Annotated in this window: 15 protein-coding genes; 14 read left to right on the top strand and 1 reads right to left on the bottom strand. The window is 70.4% G+C overall.

Annotation, left to right across the window (positions count from 1 at the left end):
* Positions 1 to 2: 2 nt before the first annotated feature.
* From C1I97_RS06965 to recQ, 14 genes are all read left to right on the top strand, one after another.
* The gene (locus C1I97_RS06965; RefSeq protein ID WP_030610600.1) at positions 3 to 557 is read left to right on the top strand and encodes a NuoB/complex I 20 kDa subunit family protein; all 555 of its coding nucleotides are present in this window, start codon (positions 3 to 5) and stop codon (positions 555 to 557) included.
* Complete coding sequence (locus C1I97_RS06960; protein WP_111002349.1) at positions 554 to 1,336, top strand: NADH-quinone oxidoreductase subunit C; 783 nt, start codon at positions 554 to 556, stop codon at positions 1,334 to 1,336. Before C1I97_RS06965 ends, C1I97_RS06960 begins: the two co-directional genes overlap by 4 nt.
* Positions 1,333 to 2,673, top strand: a complete 1,341-nt coding sequence (locus C1I97_RS06955) for an NADH-quinone oxidoreductase subunit D (RefSeq protein ID WP_111002348.1) — start codon at positions 1,333 to 1,335, stop codon at positions 2,671 to 2,673. The genes C1I97_RS06960 and C1I97_RS06955 overlap by 4 nt, the downstream gene beginning before the upstream one ends.
* Entirely contained in the window at positions 2,670 to 3,545 is an 876-nt protein-coding gene (gene nuoE / locus C1I97_RS06950; RefSeq protein WP_111002347.1) for an NADH-quinone oxidoreductase subunit NuoE, read from the top strand. Before C1I97_RS06955 ends, nuoE begins: the two co-directional genes overlap by 4 nt.
* The gene (gene nuoF, locus C1I97_RS06945) at positions 3,542 to 4,888 is read left to right on the top strand and encodes an NADH-quinone oxidoreductase subunit NuoF (RefSeq protein ID WP_111002346.1); all 1,347 of its coding nucleotides are present in this window, start codon (positions 3,542 to 3,544) and stop codon (positions 4,886 to 4,888) included. Before nuoE ends, nuoF begins: the two co-directional genes overlap by 4 nt.
* Entirely contained in the window at positions 4,885 to 7,413 is a 2,529-nt protein-coding gene (locus C1I97_RS06940; protein WP_111002345.1) for an NADH-quinone oxidoreductase subunit G, read from the top strand. The genes nuoF and C1I97_RS06940 overlap by 4 nt, the downstream gene beginning before the upstream one ends.
* Positions 7,410 to 8,774, top strand: a complete 1,365-nt coding sequence (gene nuoH, locus C1I97_RS06935; protein ID WP_111002344.1) for an NADH-quinone oxidoreductase subunit NuoH — start codon at positions 7,410 to 7,412, stop codon at positions 8,772 to 8,774. The genes C1I97_RS06940 and nuoH overlap by 4 nt, the downstream gene beginning before the upstream one ends.
* The gene (gene nuoI / locus C1I97_RS06930) at positions 8,767 to 9,369 is read left to right on the top strand and encodes an NADH-quinone oxidoreductase subunit NuoI (protein ID WP_111002343.1); all 603 of its coding nucleotides are present in this window, start codon (positions 8,767 to 8,769) and stop codon (positions 9,367 to 9,369) included. Before nuoH ends, nuoI begins: the two co-directional genes overlap by 8 nt.
* Complete coding sequence (locus C1I97_RS06925; protein ID WP_111002342.1) at positions 9,366 to 10,208, top strand: NADH-quinone oxidoreductase subunit J; 843 nt, start codon at positions 9,366 to 9,368, stop codon at positions 10,206 to 10,208. Before nuoI ends, C1I97_RS06925 begins: the two co-directional genes overlap by 4 nt.
* Positions 10,205 to 10,504: an NADH-quinone oxidoreductase subunit NuoK gene (gene nuoK / locus C1I97_RS06920; protein ID WP_019756142.1), complete on the top strand. Its 300-nt coding sequence runs from the start codon at positions 10,205 to 10,207 to the stop codon at positions 10,502 to 10,504. The genes C1I97_RS06925 and nuoK overlap by 4 nt, the downstream gene beginning before the upstream one ends.
* Positions 10,505 to 10,519: 15 nt before the next feature.
* On the top strand, positions 10,520 to 12,466 hold the full coding sequence (gene nuoL / locus C1I97_RS06915; RefSeq protein WP_111002341.1) for an NADH-quinone oxidoreductase subunit L: 1,947 nt from the start codon (positions 10,520 to 10,522) through the stop codon (positions 12,464 to 12,466).
* 5 nt (positions 12,467 to 12,471) lie between these two features.
* Positions 12,472 to 14,043 (top strand): NADH-quinone oxidoreductase subunit M, encoded by a 1,572-nt coding sequence (locus tag C1I97_RS06910; RefSeq protein WP_111002340.1) that lies wholly within the window; start codon positions 12,472 to 12,474, stop codon positions 14,041 to 14,043.
* Entirely contained in the window at positions 14,040 to 15,689 is a 1,650-nt protein-coding gene (gene nuoN / locus C1I97_RS06905; RefSeq protein ID WP_111002339.1) for an NADH-quinone oxidoreductase subunit NuoN, read from the top strand. Before C1I97_RS06910 ends, nuoN begins: the two co-directional genes overlap by 4 nt.
* A 175-nt stretch (positions 15,690 to 15,864) precedes the next feature.
* Positions 15,865 to 17,859, top strand: coding sequence for a DNA helicase RecQ (gene recQ / locus C1I97_RS06900; protein ID WP_111002338.1), 1,995 nt, complete (start codon positions 15,865 to 15,867; stop codon positions 17,857 to 17,859).
* Positions 17,860 to 17,868: 9 nt separating this feature from the next.
* On the opposite strand, the gene C1I97_RS06895 is transcribed toward recQ, so the two are convergent.
* Positions 17,869 to 18,804 carry a M56 family metallopeptidase gene (locus tag C1I97_RS06895; protein ID WP_111002337.1) on the bottom strand — a complete coding sequence of 312 codons (936 nt, stop codon included), beginning with the start codon at positions 18,802 to 18,804 and terminating at the stop codon, positions 17,869 to 17,871.
* Between the last annotated feature and the right edge of the window lie 56 nt (positions 18,805 to 18,860).

Here is an 18,860-nt window from a genome sequence, read left to right as displayed (position 1 = left end):
ACATGGGACTCGAAGAAAAGCTGCCGAGCGGTTTCCTGCTGACCACCGTCGAGCAGGCCGCGGGCTGGGTGCGCAAGGCGTCCGTCTTCCCGGCCACCTTCGGCCTCGCCTGCTGCGCGATCGAGATGATGACCACCGGCGCCGGCCGCTACGACCTGGCGCGCTTCGGCATGGAGGTCTTCCGCGGTTCGCCCCGCCAGGCGGACCTGATGATCGTGGCCGGCCGGGTCAGCCAGAAGATGGCGCCGGTCCTCAGGCAGGTCTACGACCAGATGCCCAACCCCAAGTGGGTGATCTCCATGGGTGTCTGCGCCTCCTCGGGCGGCATGTTCAACAACTACGCGATCGTCCAGGGCGTCGACCACATCGTCCCCGTCGACATCTACCTGCCGGGCTGCCCGCCGCGGCCCGAGATGCTGTTGGACGCGATCCTCAAGCTCCACCAGAAGATCCAGTCCTCCAAGCTCGGCGTGAACGCCGAGGAGGCGGCCCGCGAGGCGGAGGAGGCGGCGCTCAAGGCCCTGCCCACGATCGAGATGAAGGGGCTGCTGCGATGAGTGACGCCAACGGCAAGGACGCGAACGGCGTGAACGGCTCCGCGAACGGGGCCACGAACGGGGTCAACCCCGAGAAGGACCTCGCCGCCGACAACCTCCCCGGTCAGCGCGGCCAGGGCGGCGAGGAGATCCGCGTCCAGCGCGGCATGTTCGGCGCCAACAACGGCGGCGACACCTCCGGCTACGGCGGCCTGGTCCGCTCGGTCCGGCTCCCGGGACCGGCGAGCCGGCCCTACGGCGGGTGGTTCGACGAGGTCGCCGACGAACTCGAGGGCGCGCTGGAGGAGCAGGGCCTCCTCCCGGAGAACGCGATCGAGAAGACGGTCGTCGACCGCGGCGAGCTCACCTTCCACATCGAGCGCGAGCACCTGGTCCGCGTCGCCCGCACCCTGCGCGACGACCCGGCCCTGCGCTTCGAGCTGTGCACCGGTGTCAGCGGCGTCCACTACCCGCACGACAAGGGCCGCGAGCTGCACGCCGTCTACCACCTGCGCTCGATCACCCACAACCGGCTGATCCGCATCGAGGTCAGCGCCCCCGACAGCGACCCGCACATCCCGTCGCTGGTCTCCGTCTATCCGACGAACGACTGGCACGAGCGCGAGACCTACGACTTCTTCGGACTGGTCTTCGACGGTCACCCGGCCCTGACGCGGATCATGATGCCGGACGACTGGCAGGGCCATCCGCAGCGCAAGGACTACCCCCTCGGCGGCATCCCCGTCGAGTACAAGGGCGCCCAGATCCCGGCTCCGGACCAGCGGAGGTCGTACTCGTGAGCACGCAGTCAGCATCCGCCGCTTCCGCGGCGTCGGCACGCGAGACCACCGAGGGCACCGTCTACACGGTCACCGGTGGCGACTGGGACGAGGTCGCCCAGTCCGCGGCCCGCACCGACGACGAGCGCATCGTCGTCAACATGGGGCCCCAGCACCCCTCCACCCACGGGGTGCTGCGCCTGATCCTGGAGATCGACGGCGAGACGGTCACCGAGGCCCGCTGCGGCATCGGCTACCTGCACACCGGCATCGAGAAGAACCTCGAGTTCCGCACGTGGACGCAGGGCACCACCTTCGTCACGCGCATGGACTACCTGACGTCCTTCTTCAACGAGACCGCCTACTGCCTCGCCGTCGAGAAACTCCTCGGCATCGAGGACCAGATCACCGAGCGCGCCAAGATCATCCGGGTACTCCTGATGGAGCTGAACCGGCTCTCCTCCCACCTGGTGTGCATCGCCACCGGCGGTATGGAGCTCGGCGCCACCACGATCATGATCTACGGATTCCGTGATCGTGAAATGATTCTCGACCTCTACGAGCTCATCACGGGCCTCAGGATGAACCACGCGTACATCCGGCCCGGCGGACTCGCCCAGGACCTGCCGCCCGGCGCGGTGGACCAGATCCGCGAGTTCGTGAAGAAGATGAAGAAGAACCTCCCGGAGTACGACAAGCTCGCCACCGGGAACCCCATCTTCAAGGCCCGTATGCAGGACATCGGCTACCTCGACCTGGCCGGCTGCATGGCCCTCGGCGCCACCGGCCCGATCCTGCGCGCCACCGGCCTGCCGCACGACCTGCGCAAGGCGCAGCCCTACTGCGGCTACGAGACGTACGACTTCGACATCCCGACCGCCGACACCTGCGACTCCTACGGCCGCTTCCTGATCCGCCTGGAGGAGATGCGCCAGTCGCTCAGGATCGTCGAGCAGTGCCTGGACCGGCTGGAGCCGGGCCCGGTCATGGTCGCCGACAAGAAGATCGCCTGGCCCGCCCAGCTCGCCCTGGGACCGGACGGCCTCGGCAACTCCCTCGACCACATCAAGAAGATCATGGGCACCTCCATGGAGGCCTTGATCCACCACTTCAAGCTGGTCACCGAAGGCTTCCGCGTCCCGCCGGGACAGGCGTACGCGGCGGTCGAGTCGCCCAAGGGCGAACTCGGGGTGCACGTCGTCTCCGACGGCGGCACCCGCCCCTACCGGGTCCACTTCCGCGACCCGTCCTTCACCAACCTGCAGTCGATGGCGGCGATGTGCGAGGGCGGCCAGGTCGCCGACGTCATCGTCGCCGTCGCGTCCATCGACCCCGTGATGGGAGGCGTCGACCGGTGACCACCAGTCCTTCGGAGCGGGGCGTCAGCCTGGGCATGCCCGAACTGCCCGCGCCCGACTACCCGGACGACGTCCGCACCCGGCTCGAGCGGGACGCGCGCGAGATCATCGCCCGCTACCCGGACTCCCGGTCGGCCCTGCTGCCGCTGCTGCACCTGGTGCAGTCGGAGGAGGGGCACGTCACGCGCACCGGGATGCGGTTCTGCGCGGACGTGCTCGGCCTGACCACGGCCGAGGTCACCGCGGTCGCCACCTTCTACACCATGTACCGGCGCAAGCCGTCCGGTGACTACCAGGTGGGCGTCTGCACCAACACCCTGTGCGCCGTGATGGGCGGTGACGCCATCTTCGAGGCGCTCCAGGAGCACCTCGGCGTCGGCAACGGCGGGACCACCGACGACGGCAAGGTCACCCTGGAGCACATCGAGTGCAACGCGGCCTGCGACTACGCGCCGGTCGTGATGGTCAACTGGGAGTTCTTCGACAACCAGACCCCGGCGAGCGTCAAACGCCTGGTCGACGACCTGCGCGAGGGACGGCCGGTGACGCCCACGCGCGGCGCGCCGCTGTGCACCTTCAAGGAGACCGCCCGGATCCTGGCGGGCTTCCCCGACGAGCGCGAAGGGGCGACGGAGGCCGGCGGCAGCGCGGGGCACGCCTCGCTGGTGGGCCTCCGCCTGGCCAAGGGAGAGGCCGCACCCGCGCGCGTGGTGCACCCGCGCGACGGCGGACCGCAGGACGCCGGGCCGCGGGACGCCGTGCACCGGCCGTCGCCGACCGAGCACCTGAGCTCGCACGACGCGCCGCAGGACACATCGGCATCCGATCCGTCCCATCCGGCGGGACCTGTCGGAGAGGAGGGGGAGGGATGACCTTGGCACCCGAGATCAACGAGAGCAGTCCGGAGAAGCTGCTCGTACCCGTGCTGTCGGCCTTCTGGGACGAGGACAGGTCCTGGACGCTGGACGTGTACCGGAGGCACGAGGGGTACGAGGGGCTCCGCAAGGCGCTCGCCATGTCGCCGGACGACGTGATCGCGTACGTCAAGGACTCCGGTCTGCGCGGGCGCGGCGGCGCGGGATTCCCGACGGGAATGAAGTGGCAGTTCATTCCCCAGGGAGATGGAAAACCGCACTATCTTGTTGTCAACGCCGACGAATCGGAGCCCGGGACCTGCAAGGACATCCCGCTCCTCTTCGCGAACCCGCACAGCCTCATCGAGGGCATCGTGATCGCGTGCTACGCCATCAGGTCGTCGCATGCCTTCATCTATCTGCGGGGAGAAGTCGTCCCCGTACTGCGGCGGTTGCACTCGGCCGTGCGCGAGGCCTACGCGGCCGGCTACCTCGGCGAGAACATCCTGGGCAGCGGCCTCGACCTCGAACTCACCGTGCACGCGGGCGCGGGCGCGTACATCTGCGGTGAGGAGACCGCGCTGCTGGACTCGCTCGAAGGCCGCCGCGGCCAACCGCGGCTGCGTCCCCCCTTCCCTGCCGTCGCGGGCCTCTACGCGTGCCCGACTGTGGTGAACAACGTCGAGTCGATCGCGTCGGTTCCCGCGATCCTGAACAACGGCAAGGAATGGTTCAGGTCGATGGGCAGCGAGAAGTCCCCGGGCTTCACGCTCTACTCGCTCAGCGGCCATGTCGCGAGCCCCGGCCAGTACGAGGCCCCGCTCGGCATCACGCTGCGCCAGCTGCTCGACATGAGCGGCGGCATGCGCCCCGGGCACCGGCTGAAGTTCTGGACGCCGGGCGGCTCCTCGACGCCGATGTTCACCGACGAGCACCTCGACGTCCCGCTCGACTACGAGGGAGTGGGCGCCGCGGGGTCCATGCTCGGCACCAAGGCCCTGCAGTGCTTCGACGAGACGACGTGCGTGGTGCGGGCCGTGACCCGGTGGACCGAGTTCTACGCCCACGAGTCCTGCGGCAAGTGCACGCCGTGCCGCGAAGGGACGTACTGGATGGTGCAGTTGCTGCGGGACATCGAGGCCGGCAAGGGCGTCATGTCCGACCTCGACAAGCTGAACGACATCGCCGACAACGTCAACGGCAAGTCCTTCTGCGCCCTCGGCGACGGCTCCGCCTCCCCGATCTTCTCCTCCCTGAAGTACTTCCGCGAGGAGTACGAGCAGCACATCACGGGCCGGGGCTGCCCCTTCGACCCGGCCAAGTCCACGGCCTGGGCCGACCGCACGGAGGTGACCGCATGACCGTACAGCAATCCCTCGGCGGCTCCGCCGCGGGCCAACGCCCCGCGGGCGGGGGCGAGGCAGCGGTCCCGCCGGAAGATCTCGTGACGCTGACGATCGACGGGGTCGAGGTCAGCGTGCCCAAGGGCACCCTGGTCATCCGGGCCGCCGAACAGCTCGGCATCGAGATCCCCCGGTTCTGCGACCACCCCCTGCTCGACCCGGCCGGTGCCTGCCGCCAGTGCATCGTCGAGGTCGAGGGCCAGCGCAAGCCGATGGCGTCCTGCACGATCACCTGCACGGACGGGATGGTCGTCAGGACCCAGCTCACCTCGCCGGTCGCCGAGAAGGCCCAGAAGGGTGTGATGGAGCTGCTGCTCATCAACCACCCGCTGGACTGCCCGGTCTGCGACAAGGGCGGCGAGTGCCCGCTGCAGAACCAGGCCATGTCGCACGGCAACGCCGAGTCCCGCTTCGACGGGAAGAAGCGGACGTACGCCAAGCCCGTCCCGCTCTCCACGCAGGTGCTGCTCGACCGCGAGCGGTGCGTGCTGTGCGCCCGCTGCACCCGGTTCTCCAACCAGATCGCCGGCGACCCGATGATCGACCTGATCGAGCGGGGCGCGCTGCAGCAGGTCGGCACCGGCGAGGGCGACCCCTTCGAGTCGTACTTCTCCGGCAACACCATCCAGATCTGCCCGGTCGGCGCGCTCACCTCGGCCGCCTACCGGTTCCGCTCCCGTCCCTTCGACCTCGTCTCCTCGCCGTCGGTGTGCGAGCACTGTGCGGGCGGCTGCGCCACCCGCACCGACCACCGGCGCGGCAAGGTCATGCGGCGGCTCGCCGCCGACGACCCCGAGGTCAACGAGGAGTGGATCTGCGACAAGGGGCGCTTCGCGTTCCGGTACGCGCAGATGAAGGACCGGCTCACCACGCCCCTGGTGCGCAACCCCGAGGGCGAGCTGGTGCCGGCGTCCTGGCCGGAGGCACTGGAGATCGCCGCCCAGGGCCTGCTCGCCTCGCGCGGGCGGACCGGTGTCCTCACCGGCGGCCGGCTCACCGTCGAGGACGCCTACGCCTACAGCAAGTTCGCGCGCGTGGCGCTCGACACCAACGACATCGACTTCCGCGCGCGCGTGCACAGCGGCGAGGAGGCCGACTTCCTGGCCGCCCGGATCGCCGGACACGGCCGGGACCTGGACGGCAGCGGAGTCACCTACACCTCCCTGGAGAAGGCGCCCGCCGTCCTACTCGTCGGGTTCGAGTCCGAGGAGGAGGCACCCGGCGTCTTCCTCCGGCTCCGCAAGGCCTGGCGGGGGCACGGGCAGAAGGTGTTCGCGCTGGCCACGCACGCCACACGGGGCCTGAAGAAGGTGGGCGGCACGCTGCTGCCGGCCGCGCCCGGCACCGAGAACGAGTGGCTGGACGCGCTCGCGGGCGGCGTCGGACTGGAGGCCGAGGGCACGGAGGCCGCCGAGGCGCTGCGCGCGGAGGGCGCGGTCATCGTCGTCGGCGAACGGCTCGCGGGAGTCGCCGGCGGCCTGACCGCCGCCGTACGGGCCGCGACCGCCACCGGCGCCCGGCTGGTGTGGATCCCGCGCCGGGCGGGCGAACGCGGTGCCGTCGAGGCCGGCGCACTGCCGTCGCTGCTGCCGGGCGGGCGCCCGGCGACCGACCCGCGCGCGCGGGAGGAGGTCGCCGCGCTCTGGCGCGTCGCCGAACTGCCGCACCGCTACGGCCGCGACACCGGCCGGATCATCGAGGCCGCGGCCGGCGGCGAACTGCAGGCGCTGCTCGTGGCCGGCGTGGAGGTCGCCGACCTGCCCGACCCGGCACGCGCGCGTGAGGCACTGTCCGAGGTGGGCTTCGTGGTGTCGCTGGAACTGCGGCCCAGCGAGGTCACCGAACGCGCGGACGTGGTCCTTCCCGTCGCCGCCGTCGCCGAGAAGGCCGGCACCTTCCTCAACTGGGAGGGCAGGGTCCGCTTCTTCGAGGCCGCGCTCAAGCCCGACCAGATGCCCCGCACGCTGTCGCCCACCGACGCGCGCGTCCTGCAGATGCTGGCCGACGCCATGGACGTGCACCTGGGCCTGCCGGACCTGCGGACCGTACGCGCGGAGCTGGACCGGCTGGGCGCCTGGACCGGGCCGCGCGCCGACGACCCGCAGGGGAGCACGGGCGTGCTGCCCCGGCCCGCCACCGGGGAGGCCGTGCTCGCCGGGCACCGGCTGCTGCTCGACCACGGCGTCCTGCAGGAGGGCGACGAGGCGCTCGCCGGCACCCGGCACGCCGCACGCGCACGCGTGTCGCCCGCCACGGCCGCCGAGGCGGGCGTCGTGGACGGCGACCTGCTCACCGTGACCGGCTCCGCCGGATCGGTCGCACTCCCGTTGGAGATCACCGAGATGCCGGACCGGGTGGTGTGGCTCCCGCTGAACTCCGTCGGCGGGGGCGTCGCCTCCGGCACCGGGGCGCTGCCCGGCTCCCTCGTCCGCATCGGCCCGGCGCCGCGCGCGACCGAGGCCCCCGAGGAGGTGGAGGCATGAACCCGTACCTCGCCGCTGAGAACCTTTCGATGTTCGGCACCGACCCGTGGTGGCTGGTCGTCATCAAGGCGGTGTTCTGCTTCGCCTTCCTGATGGTGACCGTGCTGTTCTCCATCGTCTGGGAGCGCAAGGTCGTCGCCTGGATGCAGCTGCGCGTCGGCCCCAACCGCAACGGCCCCTGGGGCATGCTCCAGTCGCTCGCCGACGGCGTGAAGCTGATGCTCAAGGAGGACGTCGTCGTCAAGCGCGCGGACAAGGTGGTCTACGTCCTCGCGCCGATCGTCGCGGCCATCCCGGCCTTCATGGCGATCGCGGTGATCCCCTTCGGGCCGGCCGGCAACGAGATCTCGATCTTCGGCCACCGCACCGCGATGCAGCTGACCGACCTGCCGATCGCGATGCTCTACATCCTCGCGGTCGCCTCCGTCGGCATCTACGGCATCGTGCTGGCGGGCTGGAGCTCCGGATCCACCTACCCGCTCCTGGGCGGACTGCGGTCCTGCGCGCAGATGATCTCCTACGAGATCGCCATGGGCGTCGCGTTCGCCTCCGTGTTCCTGTACTCGGGGTCGATGTCGACCTCGGCGATCGTCGAACAGCAGCACGACCGCTGGTACATCCTGTTGCTGCCGTTCTCCTTCATCCTCTACATCGTCACGATGGTCGGCGAGACCAACCGCGCCCCGTTCGACATGCCGGAGTCCGAGGGCGACCTGGTCGGCGGCTTCAACACCGAGTACTCGTCGATCAAGTTCGCGATGTTCATGCTCGCCGAGTACGTGAACATGGTGACGGTCTCGGCGGTGGCGACCACGCTGTTCCTGGGCGGCTGGCGGGCCCCCTGGCCGATCAGCACCTTCTGGGAGGGCGCCAACCACGGCTGGTGGCCGCTGCTCTGGTTCGTGATCAAGGTCCAGCTGCTGCTGTTCTTCTTCATCTGGCTGCGCGGCACGCTTCCGCGGGTCCGCTACGACCAGCTGATGAAGCTCGGCTGGAAGGTGCTCATCCCGGCCTCCATGGTCTGGCTGATGCTCGTCGCGACCGTGCGGGTGCTGCGCAACGAGAACGTCGACTTCACCGACATCGCCCTGTACGTCGGCGGCGCCGTGCTGGCCGTACTGGTCCTGTCCTTCGTCGCCGACCTGTTCCGCGAGCGGACGAAGGCCGCCGAGAAGCCCGCCGCCCAGCCCGCCGGCTTCGACCCGATGGCCGGCGGATTCCCCGTGCCGCCGCTGCCGGGGCAGGAGCTGCCACCGGTGCCGCGGCGCCGCCCGCGCCGGGAGCGCGAGTTGATTGTCAGTGGTGGGCCGGACACTGAACGTGACGGATCTCTGGATGGAAAGGAGGCGTCCGATGGCTGAGGAGCCCAAGGAGACCGACCCCGGTTTCCTGAACCCGGTGGCCGGCTTCGGCGTGACCTTCAAGGCCATGTTCAAGAAGCGGCTGACCGAGCAGTACCCGGAGCAGAAGAAGACCACCGCTCCGCGCTTCCACGGACGGCACCAGCTCAACCGCCATCCGGACGGCCTGGAGAAGTGCGTCGGCTGCGAACTGTGCGCCTGGGCCTGCCCCGCCGACGCCATCTACGTGGAGGGCGCCGACAACACCGACGAGGAGCGCTACTCGCCGGGCGAGCGGTACGGCCGCGTCTACCAGATCAACTACGCCCGCTGCATCCTGTGCGGACTGTGCATCGAGGCGTGCCCCACGCGCGCGCTGACGATGACCAACGAGTTCGAACTGGCCGACTCCAGCCGCGCCAACCTCATCTACACCAAGGAGCAGCTGCTCGCCGGCCTCGAAGAGGGCATGGTCGACACGCCCCACGCCCTCTACCCGGGGACGGACGAGCAGGACTACTACCGGGGCCTGGTGACGGAGGCCGCGCCCGGCACGGTGCGCCAGGTCGCCGTCTCCAAGGGAGAGAAGCCGGAAGACCAGGAGGTGGAGGCATGAGCGCTCAGCTCGCCGCCTACTCCACCTCCACCGGAGAGGCCTTCCAGTTCTGGGTCCTCGGCACCGTCGCGGTGATCGGCGCCCTGTGCACCGTCTTCATGAAGAGGGCCGTGCACAGCGCGCTGTGCCTGGCCGCCACCATGATCGTCCTGGCGGTGTTCTACCTCGCCAACGGCGCCTACTTCCTGGGCGTCGTGCAGATCGTCGTCTACACCGGCGCGATCATGATGCTGTTCCTGTTCGTGGTGATGCTCGTCGGTGTGACCGCGGCGGACTCCCTGAAGGAGACCATCAAGGGCCAGCGCTGGCTGGCCCTGTTGTGCGGGCTCGGCTTCGGCGTCCTGCTCTTCGCGGGCATCGCCCACGCCTCCCTCAAGGACTTCAACGGCATCGGCAGGGCGAACGCGAACGGCAACGTGGAGGGCCTGGCCTCCCTCATCTTCACCCGGTACGTGTTCGCCTTCGAGCTCACCGGCGCCCTGCTCATCACGGCCACCGTCGGCGCCATGGTGCTCACCCACCGCCAGCGCACCGAGCGGGCCCGGACCCAGCGCGAGCTGGCCGAGCAGCGCGTGCGCGAGGGGACGCACGTACCGCCGCTGCCGGCGCCGGGCGTCTACGCCCGCCACAACGCCGTGGACATCGCCGGCCTGCTGCCCGACGGCACCCCGTCCGAGCTCACCGTCAGCAAGACGCTGCGCGAGCGCGGCCAGATCCGGGACGTCTCCGCGGAGGCGCTCAACGATCTGAGGGCCCTGGAGCAGCGCGCCGAGGAGCGCCTGGAGCGCACCGAGATCGAGCCGACGGCCTTCAAGCGGCCCGAGGAGGCGTCGAAGTGAATCCCGTCAACTACCTCTATCTCGCCGCCCTGCTGTTCACGATCGGCGCCACCGGCGTGCTGATCCGGCGCAACGCCATCGTGGTCTTCATGTGCATCGAGCTGATGCTGAACGCCTGCAACCTCGCGCTCGTCGCCTTCTCCCGGATGCACGGCAACCTCGACGGCCAGATCATCGCGTTCTTCACGATGGTCGTCGCCGCAGCGGAGGTCGTGGTCGGGCTCGCGATCATCGTGTCGCTGTTCCGTTCCCGCCACTCGGCCTCGGTCGACGACGCCAGCCTGATGAAGCTGTAAGGGGTCGGAAGAATCGTGGAGAACCTGATTGCGCTGCTGATCGCGGCGCCCCTGCTCGGAGCGGCCGTCCTCCTGGTCGGCGGCCGGCGCCTCGACGCCGTCGGCCACTGGATCGGCACCCTGCTCGCGGCCGCCTCCTTCGTGATCGGCCTGGTCCTCTTCGCCGACCTGCTCGGCAGGAGCGCCGACCAGCGGACCCTGACCCAGCACCTGTTCAGCTGGATCCCGGTGGCCGGCTTCCAGGCGGACGTCACGTTCCGCCTCGACCAGCTGTCGATGACGTTCGTGCTGCTGATCACCGGCGTCGGCTCGCTGATCCACCTGTACTCGATCGGGTACATGGAGCACGACGAGCGGCGCCGCCGCTTCTTCGGCTATCTGAACCTGTTCCTCGCGGCGATGCTGCTGCTCGTCCTCGCCGACAACTACCTGCTGCTGTACTTCGGCTGGGAGGGCGTCGGTCTCGCCTCCTACCTGCTGATCGGCTTCTGGCAGCACAAGCCCAGCGCGGCCACGGCCGCGAAGAAGGCCTTCCTGGTCAACCGGGTCGGCGACATGGGCCTGGCCATCGCGATCATGCTGATGTTCACGACGTTCGGGACCTTCGCCTTCGGGCCGGTGTTCAGCCACGCCGGTGACACCTCCGAGGGCAGGCTCACCGCCATCGCCCTGATGCTGCTGCTGGCCGCCTGCGGCAAGTCCGCCCAGGTGCCGCTGCAGTCCTGGCTCGGGGACGCGATGGAGGGCCCGACCCCGGTCTCCGCCCTCATCCACGCCGCCACGATGGTCACCGCGGGCGTCTACCTGATCGTCCGCTCCGCGGCGGTCTTCGACGGCGCGCCCAGCGCACAGCTCGTGGTCACCGTCGTCGGCGCGGTCACGCTGCTGTTCGGTGCGATCGTCGGTTGCGCGAAGGACGACATCAAGAAGGCGCTGGCCGGCTCGACCATGTCGCAGATCGGCTACATGGTGCTGGCCGCGGGCCTCGGCCCCATCGGCTACGTCTTCGCGATCATGCACCTGGTCACGCACGGCTTCTTCAAGGCCGGGCTGTTCCTCGGCGCCGGTTCGGTCATGCACGGCATGAACGACGAGGTCGACATGCGCAAGTACGGCGGCCTGCGCACGTACATGCCGGTCACCTTCGTCACCTTCGGCCTCGGCTACCTTGCCATCATCGGCTTCCCGGGCCTGTCCGGCTTCTTCTCCAAGGACAGGATCATCGAGGCGGCCTTCGCCAAGGGCGGCACCGAGGGCTGGATCCTCGGCGGCGCGGCGCTGCTGGGCGCGGCCATCACCGCGTTCTACATGACGCGCGTGATGCTGATGACGTTCTTCGGCGAGGAGCGCTGGAGGAACCTGCCGACCCCGTCCCCCGCCGAGCCCGACGTGGAGCCGGCGGCCGAGGAGCGCGGCGAGCACGCTGTGCCGCACCCGCACGAGTCGCCCAAGGTCATGACGATCCCCATGATCGTGCTGGCCGTCGGGTCGGTCTTCGGCGGCGCGTTCTTCAGCATCGGCGACCGCTTCCTGCACTGGCTGGAGCCGGTCACCGGACACAGCGAGGGCAACTCGCCGCTCAGCGCGTGGACGGTCACCGCGGCGACCATGGTCTGCCTGGCGATCGGCGTGGCCATCGCCTGGGGCCAGTACGGCCGCAAGCCGGTCCCGGTCGTCGCCCCGCGCGGGTCGCTGCTCACCCGGGCCGCCCGGCGCGACCTGCTCCAGGACGACTTCAACCACGTCGTCCTGGTCCGCGGCGGCGAGCACCTCACGCGGTCCCTGGTGTACCTCGACCACACCCTGGTCGACGGAGTCGTCAACGGCACGGCGGCCTCGGTCGGCGGCCTGTCCGGGCGAATGCGCCGGCTGCAGAACGGCTTCGCGCGTTCCTACGCGGTCTCGATGTTCGGCGGTGCGGCACTCCTGGTGGCCGCGACCCTGCTGATGAGGGCGGTCTGATACCGATGTCCTTTCCTCTGCTGACAGCGACGGCGGTACTCCCGGCCGTCGGGGCCGTCGCCACGGCCGCCGTGCCGGCCGCCCGGCGCACCGCCGCCAAGTGGCTCGCGCTGGCCGTCTCGCTCGGCACGTTCGCGCTGGCGGCCACCATCCTGGTCCGCTTCGACCCGGGCGGCGCCCGTTACCAGCTCACCGAGTCCCACTCCTGGATCGCGGCCTTCGGGGTCCGGTACGAGCTGGGCGTGGACGGCATCGCGGTGGCGCTGATCGGGCTGACCGCCCTGCTCGTCCCGTTCGTGATGCTGGCGGGCTGGCACGACGCCGACCCCCTGGAGACCGGGAGCCGCCGCTGGCGGCCGACGCAGGGCTTCTTCGCCCTGATCCTGGCCCTCGAGGCGATGGTGATCATCTCCTTCGAGGCCACCGACGTCTTCCTCTTCTACATCTTCTTCGAAGCCATGCTGATCCCGCTGTACTTCCTGATCGGCGGCTTCGGGGACCGTGCCCACGAGCACGGGGAGAAGGCGGCGTCGACGCAGCGGTCGTACGCGGCGGTGAAGTTCCTGCTCTACAACCTGGTCGGCGGCCTGATCATGCTGGCCGCGGTGATCGGCCTGTACGTGGTCGCCGGGAGCTTCTCGCTCACCGAGATCGCGCAGGCGCGTGCGAACGGCTCGCTGCACATGGGGACCGACGTCGAACGCTGGCTGTTCCTCGGCTTCTTCTTCGCCTTCGCGGTGAAGGCGCCGCTGTGGCCGCTGCACACCTGGCTGCCCAACGCCATGCAGGAGTCCACCGCGCCGGTCGCCGTCCTCATCACGGCCGTGGTCGACAAGGTGGGCACCTTCGCGATGCTCCGCTTCTGCCTCCAGCTGTTCCCGGAGGCGAGCAAGTGGGCCACGCCGGTCATCCTGGTCCTGGCCGTGATCAGCATCATCTACGGCGCGCTGCTGGCGGTCGGCCAGCGGGACATCAAGCGCCTGATCGCGTACGCGTCGATCTCGCACTTCGGCTTCATCATCATGGGCATCTTCGCGATGACCAGCCAGGGCCAGTCCGGGGCGACGCTCTACATGGTCAACCACGGCCTGTCGACGGCCGTGCTCATGCTGATCGCCGGCTTCCTGATCTCCCGTCGCGGCTCCCGGCTCATCGCCGACTACGGCGGTGTGCAGAAGGTCGCCCCGGTGCTCGCCGGCACGTTCCTGATCGGCGGCCTCGCCACCCTGTCGCTGCCGGGACTGGCGCCCTTCGTCAGTGAGTTCCTGGTCCTGGTCGGCACGTTCACGCGCTACCCGGCGGTCGGCATCGTCGCCACCTTCGGCATCGTGCTCGCCGCGCTGTACACCCTCGTCCTCTACCAGAGGACGATGACCGGCCCGGTCAGGAAGGAGGTCTCGGCGATGCCGGACCTCCGGGTGCGGGAGCTGGTGGTTGTGGCCCCGCTGATCGTGCTGCTGGTCTTCCTGGGCGTCTATCCCAAGCCCGTCACGGACATCGTCAACCCGGCGGTCAAGCAGACCATGTCCGACGTACACAAGACCGACCCCAAGCCCGAGGTGGAGGCGGCCAAGTGAGCGCAGCAGCCGTCCACAGTCTGTGGACAACCGCGGCCGACCCGATCTCGAAGATCGACGCGCCGAAGATCGAATACGGGCAGTTGTCGCCCACTCTGATCGTCGTGGGCGCGGCGATCGTCGGAGTGCTCATCGAGGCGTTCGTCCCGCGCAAGTCGCGCTACTACGCGCAGGTGTTCGTGTCCGTCGTCGCGCTCTGCGCCGCGTTCTCCGCGGTCGTCGCGCTCGCGGCGGACGGGTACGGCACCACCAGGGCGGGGATCGCGGCCATGGGCGCCATCGCCGTCGACGGACCCTCCCTGTTCCTGCAGGGCACGATCCTGCTGGCGGCCCTGGTCGGACTGTTCACCTTCGCCGAACGGCGACTGGACCCGGCCGCGCACGGCAACCGGGTCGACTCCTTCGCCGCGCAGGCGGCGTCCGTGCCGGGCAGCGACAGCGAGAAGGCCGCGGTCAAGGCCGGTTTCACCACCACCGAGGTCTTCCCGCTGCTCCTCTTCGCGGTCGCCGGCATGCTGGTGTTCCCGTCGGCCAACGACCTGCTGACCCTGTTCGTCGCCCTGGAGGTCCTGTCCCTCCCGCTGTACCTGCTGTGCGCGCTTGCCCGCCGCAAGCGGCTGATGTCGCAGGAGGCCGCGGTCAAGTACTTCCTGCTGGGCGCGTTCGCCTCCGCGTTCACACTGTTCGGCATCGCGCTGCTGTACGGGTACGCGGGCTCGGTGTCGTACGCGACGATCGCGCAGGTCGTCGACGGAAACGTGCCGAGGCTCGACCCGGCGCTGGCCAACACCATGGGCAACGACGCGCTGCTGCTCATCGGCGCCGCGATGGTCGTGATGGGCCTGCTGTTCAAGGTGGGCGCCGTGCCGTTCCACATGTGGACGCCGGACGTCTACCAGGGTGCGCCGACCCCGGTCACCGGGTTCATGGCGGCGGCGACCAAGGTGGCGGCCTTCGGTGCGCTGCTGCGGCTGCTGTACGTCGTCCTGCCGGGCATGCGCTGGGACTGGCGGCCGGTGATGTGGGCGGTCGCGATCGTCACCATGCTGGTCGGTGCGGTCGTCGCGATCACGCAGACCGACATCAAGCGGCTGCTGGCGTACTCGTCGATCGCCCATGCCGGCTTCATCCTCGCGGGTGTCATCGCGACCTCGAGGGACGGCGTCTCCTCCGTCCTGTTCTACCTGGCCGCGTACTCCTTCGTGACGATCGGCGCCTTCGCCGTGGTCACCCTGGTGCGCGACGCCGGCGGCGAGGCCACGCACCTGTCCAAGTGGGCGGGGCTCGGCCGCCGTTCGCCGCTGGTGGCGGCCGTCTTCGCGGTGTTCCTGCTGGCCTTCGCCGGCATCCCGCTGACCTCCGGCTTCGCGGGGAAGTTCGCCGTGTTCAAGGCGGCTGCGGAGGGCGGCGCGGTCCCGCTGGTCGTGATCGGTGTGATCTCCTCCGCGGTCGCCGCCTTCTTCTACATCCGTGTGATCGTCCTGATGTTCTTCAGCGAGCCGCGTCCCGAGGGCCCGACGGTGGCGGTTCCGTCACCGCTGACGATGACGGCGATCGGCGTGGGTGTGGCGGTCACGGTGGTGCTCGGTGTGGCGCCGCAGTACTTCCTGGACCTGGCGAACCAGGCGGGGGTGTTCGTGCGCTGAGGGCGATTCCCGGTCCTCGCGACGCGCGGCTGCCCGGTACCTCCGTCAGCGGAGGGCCGGGCAGTCGTATGTGCGGATCTTCGGACCGGCGGCCTGTGGACAACTCCGGGGTCTGTCGGCGCGGACCCCTATCGTGGAGGCAGTGGTCGAGGGACGACGTACGGGGGACGAGACGATGAGCGGGACGGGCGGTGTCACCGAGATGCCAGTGACGGACAGCGAGGCGAGCGAGGCGCTGGCCACGCTGCACCGGGTCTTCGGATACGAGGCCTTCCGGGGCGAGCAGGAAGCGGTCGTCGAGCATGTGGTGGCGGGCGGCGACGCCGTCGTCCTCATGCCCACCGGTGGCGGCAAGTCGCTGTGCTACCAGCTTCCGGCCCTGGTCAGACCCGGTACGGGCGTCGTGGTCTCGCCCCTCATCGCGCTGATGCAGGACCAGGTGGACGCGCTGCGGGCACTGGGCGCGCGCGCCGGGTTCATCAACTCCACGCAGGACTTCGACGAGCGCCGCGTGGTGGAGGCGGAGTTCCTGGCCGGCGAGCTGGACCTGCTCTACCTGGCACCGGAGCGGCTGCGCCTGGAGGCCACGCTCGACCTGCTCTCCCGCGGTAAGATCTCCGTCTTCGCCATCGACGAGGCGCACTGCGTGTCCCAGTGGGGCCACGACTTCCGCCCCGACTACCTGGCGCTGTCACTGCTGGGCGAGCGCTGGCCGGACGTGCCGCGGATCGCGCTCACGGCCACGGCCACCCACGCCACGCACCAGGAGATCACCCAGCGGCTGGACATGCCGCACGCCCGGCACTTCGTGGCCAGCTTCGACCGGCCCAACATCCAGTACCGGATCGTGTCCAAGGTCGACCCCAAGAAGCAGCTGCTGAGCTTCCTCAACCAGGAGCACCCGGGCGACGCGGGCATCGTGTACTGCCTGTCGCGCAACTCGGTGGAGAAGACCGCGGAGTTCCTCACCCGCAACGGCGTCGAGGCGGTGCCCTACCACGCCGGTCTGGACGCGGGCACCCGCGCCGCGCACCAGTCCCGCTTCCTGCGCGAGGACGGCCTGGTCGTGGTCGCCACCATCGCCTTCGGCATGGGCATCGACAAGCCGGACGTACGGTTCGTCGCCCACCTGGACCTGCCCAAGTCGGTCGAGGGCTACTACCAGGAGACCGGCCGCGCGGGACGCGACGGCCTGCCGTCGACCGCCTGGATGGCCTACGGCCTGAACGACGTCATACAGCAGCGCAAGCTCATCCAGTCCGGCGAGGGCGACGAGGTCTTCCGCCGCCGGGCCCAGGCCCATCTGGACGCGATGCTCGCCCTGTGCGAGACGGCCCAGTGCCGTCGCGGCCGGCTCCTCGCCTACTTCGGTCAGGACCCGGACCCGGCCGGCTGCGGCAACTGCGACACCTGCCTGACCCCGCCCGAGACCTGGGACGGCACGGTCGCGGCCCAGAAGGTGCTGTCGACCGTGGTGCGGCTGAAGCGGGAGCGGGGGCAGAAGTTCGGCGCGGGGCAGATCATCGACATCCTGCTCGGCAAGCGCACCGGCAAGGTGATCCAGTTCGACCACGACCAGCTGTCCGTCTTCGGTATCGGCGAGGAGCTCACCGAGGGCGAATGGCGCGGTGTCGTACGGCAGTTGCTGGCGCAGGGCCTGCTCGCGGTCGAGGGCGAGTACGGCACGCTGGTGCTGACCGGCACCAGCGCCTCGGTGCTGCGGAGCGAGCGTGAGGTGCCGCTGCGCAAGGAGCCGAGGAAACCGGCGGCCGCGCGGGCGTCGACGGCCCGGGCCGACCGCAAACCCAAGGCGGCGGCGGCCGAGCTGCCCGAGGAGCTGCTCCCGGCCTTCGAGGCCCTGCGCGCCTGGCGCGCCGAACAGGCCCGCGAGCAGGGAGTCCCGGCCTACGTGATCTTCCACGACGCCACCCTGCGGGAGATCGTCGGGGTCTGGCCGACCTCCGTGTCACAGCTCGGCACGGTCGGCGGTGTCGGCGAGAAGAAGCTGGTGACGTACGGGGAGGGGGTGCTCGCGGTGCTCGAGTCGCTGGGCGGGCCGCCCGGCGCGGGAGCGGCCGGTGCCGGGACGGCCGGCGCCGGGACGGCCGACCCGGGCGAACCGGAACCGGCGCAGGACCTGCCCGAGCCGGAACCCGACGACTGGACGTAGGGGCGGGCCTCACATGGCCGTGAGTCCCGGGGCGAACGTGATCAGCAGCGGGAGCAGGGGCACCAGGGACGCCGCCGCGGTGGTCAGCGCCCTGCGCCTGCGGTTCAGCCGGGGAGGGGGCTCCAGGAGGCGGTCCACCCGCTCGCCCAGCAGGCGGTGGCTGTTGGCGCAGGAGAGGACGCCGCGGTGCTGGTTGAGCTCGATCAGGGCCAGCGCCGTGGTGAGGTGGCCGTGGCGGCGGGAGGCCGTGTCGTCGGCGGCCAGTTCGACCAGCCGGTGGGTCTGGTCGCAGAAGTGCGCGAACAGCGGGATGCGCGGGAAGCCGGTGGCCAGCGCGGTCGACAGGTGCAGCAGCCAGTCGTGGCGGGCGCGGGCGTGGCCGCGCTCGTGGGCGAGGACGGCGTCGAGCTGGTGGCCGGTGAGCCGGCGCAGCGCGCCGGTGGTGACGACGAGCTGCGGGCGGTGACCGGGCATCCACCGGGCGTCGGGGTACTCGTCCTCCAGCACCAGCAGCGGCCCGCGGGCCGCCGGAAGGCCCGCGGGCAGGTCGGGGGCGCGTTCGCGCAGGTGCGCGCGGGCCAGGCCGCGGCGCCGGCGCGCCTCGACGAGTTCGCGGGCGAGCATCGCGGTGGTCCAGGCGGCGCCGCAGGCCAGCAGCAGGGTGATGACGGCCGTCCAGGCGGGCGCCGCCGAGAGGTCGTACGCGGCGGTCACGGCCGGCGGCGCCGGGGCGAAGACCCGGTCGTGAATGGTGTGGAAGACGGCCGCGGTGCCCAGCACCAGGGCGGCGAGGCAGCACAGCAGAACCGTGGCGACCAGGCACTGCCACACCCACAGCGCGACGACGGGCTCCCGCTCGGGCCACGCCGCCCGGGTCAGCGCGCGGGGGACCGGCACGGCGGCCGTCAGCGCGACGGCGGCCAGCAGGAGCAGGCAGACGGTCATGGACACGGACTCCGGGTCCTCGTCGGAGGCGGGCGGGGGTCGGGGTCGTGCGGTGG

The sequence above is a fragment of the Streptomyces sp. NTH33 genome (genome assembly GCF_003236365.1).
Lineage (GTDB): Bacteria > Actinomycetota > Actinomycetes > Streptomycetales > Streptomycetaceae > Streptomyces.
The sequence above is the reverse complement of the archived record's forward strand: the minus strand, read 5'-3'. Positions and strand labels throughout refer to the sequence as shown.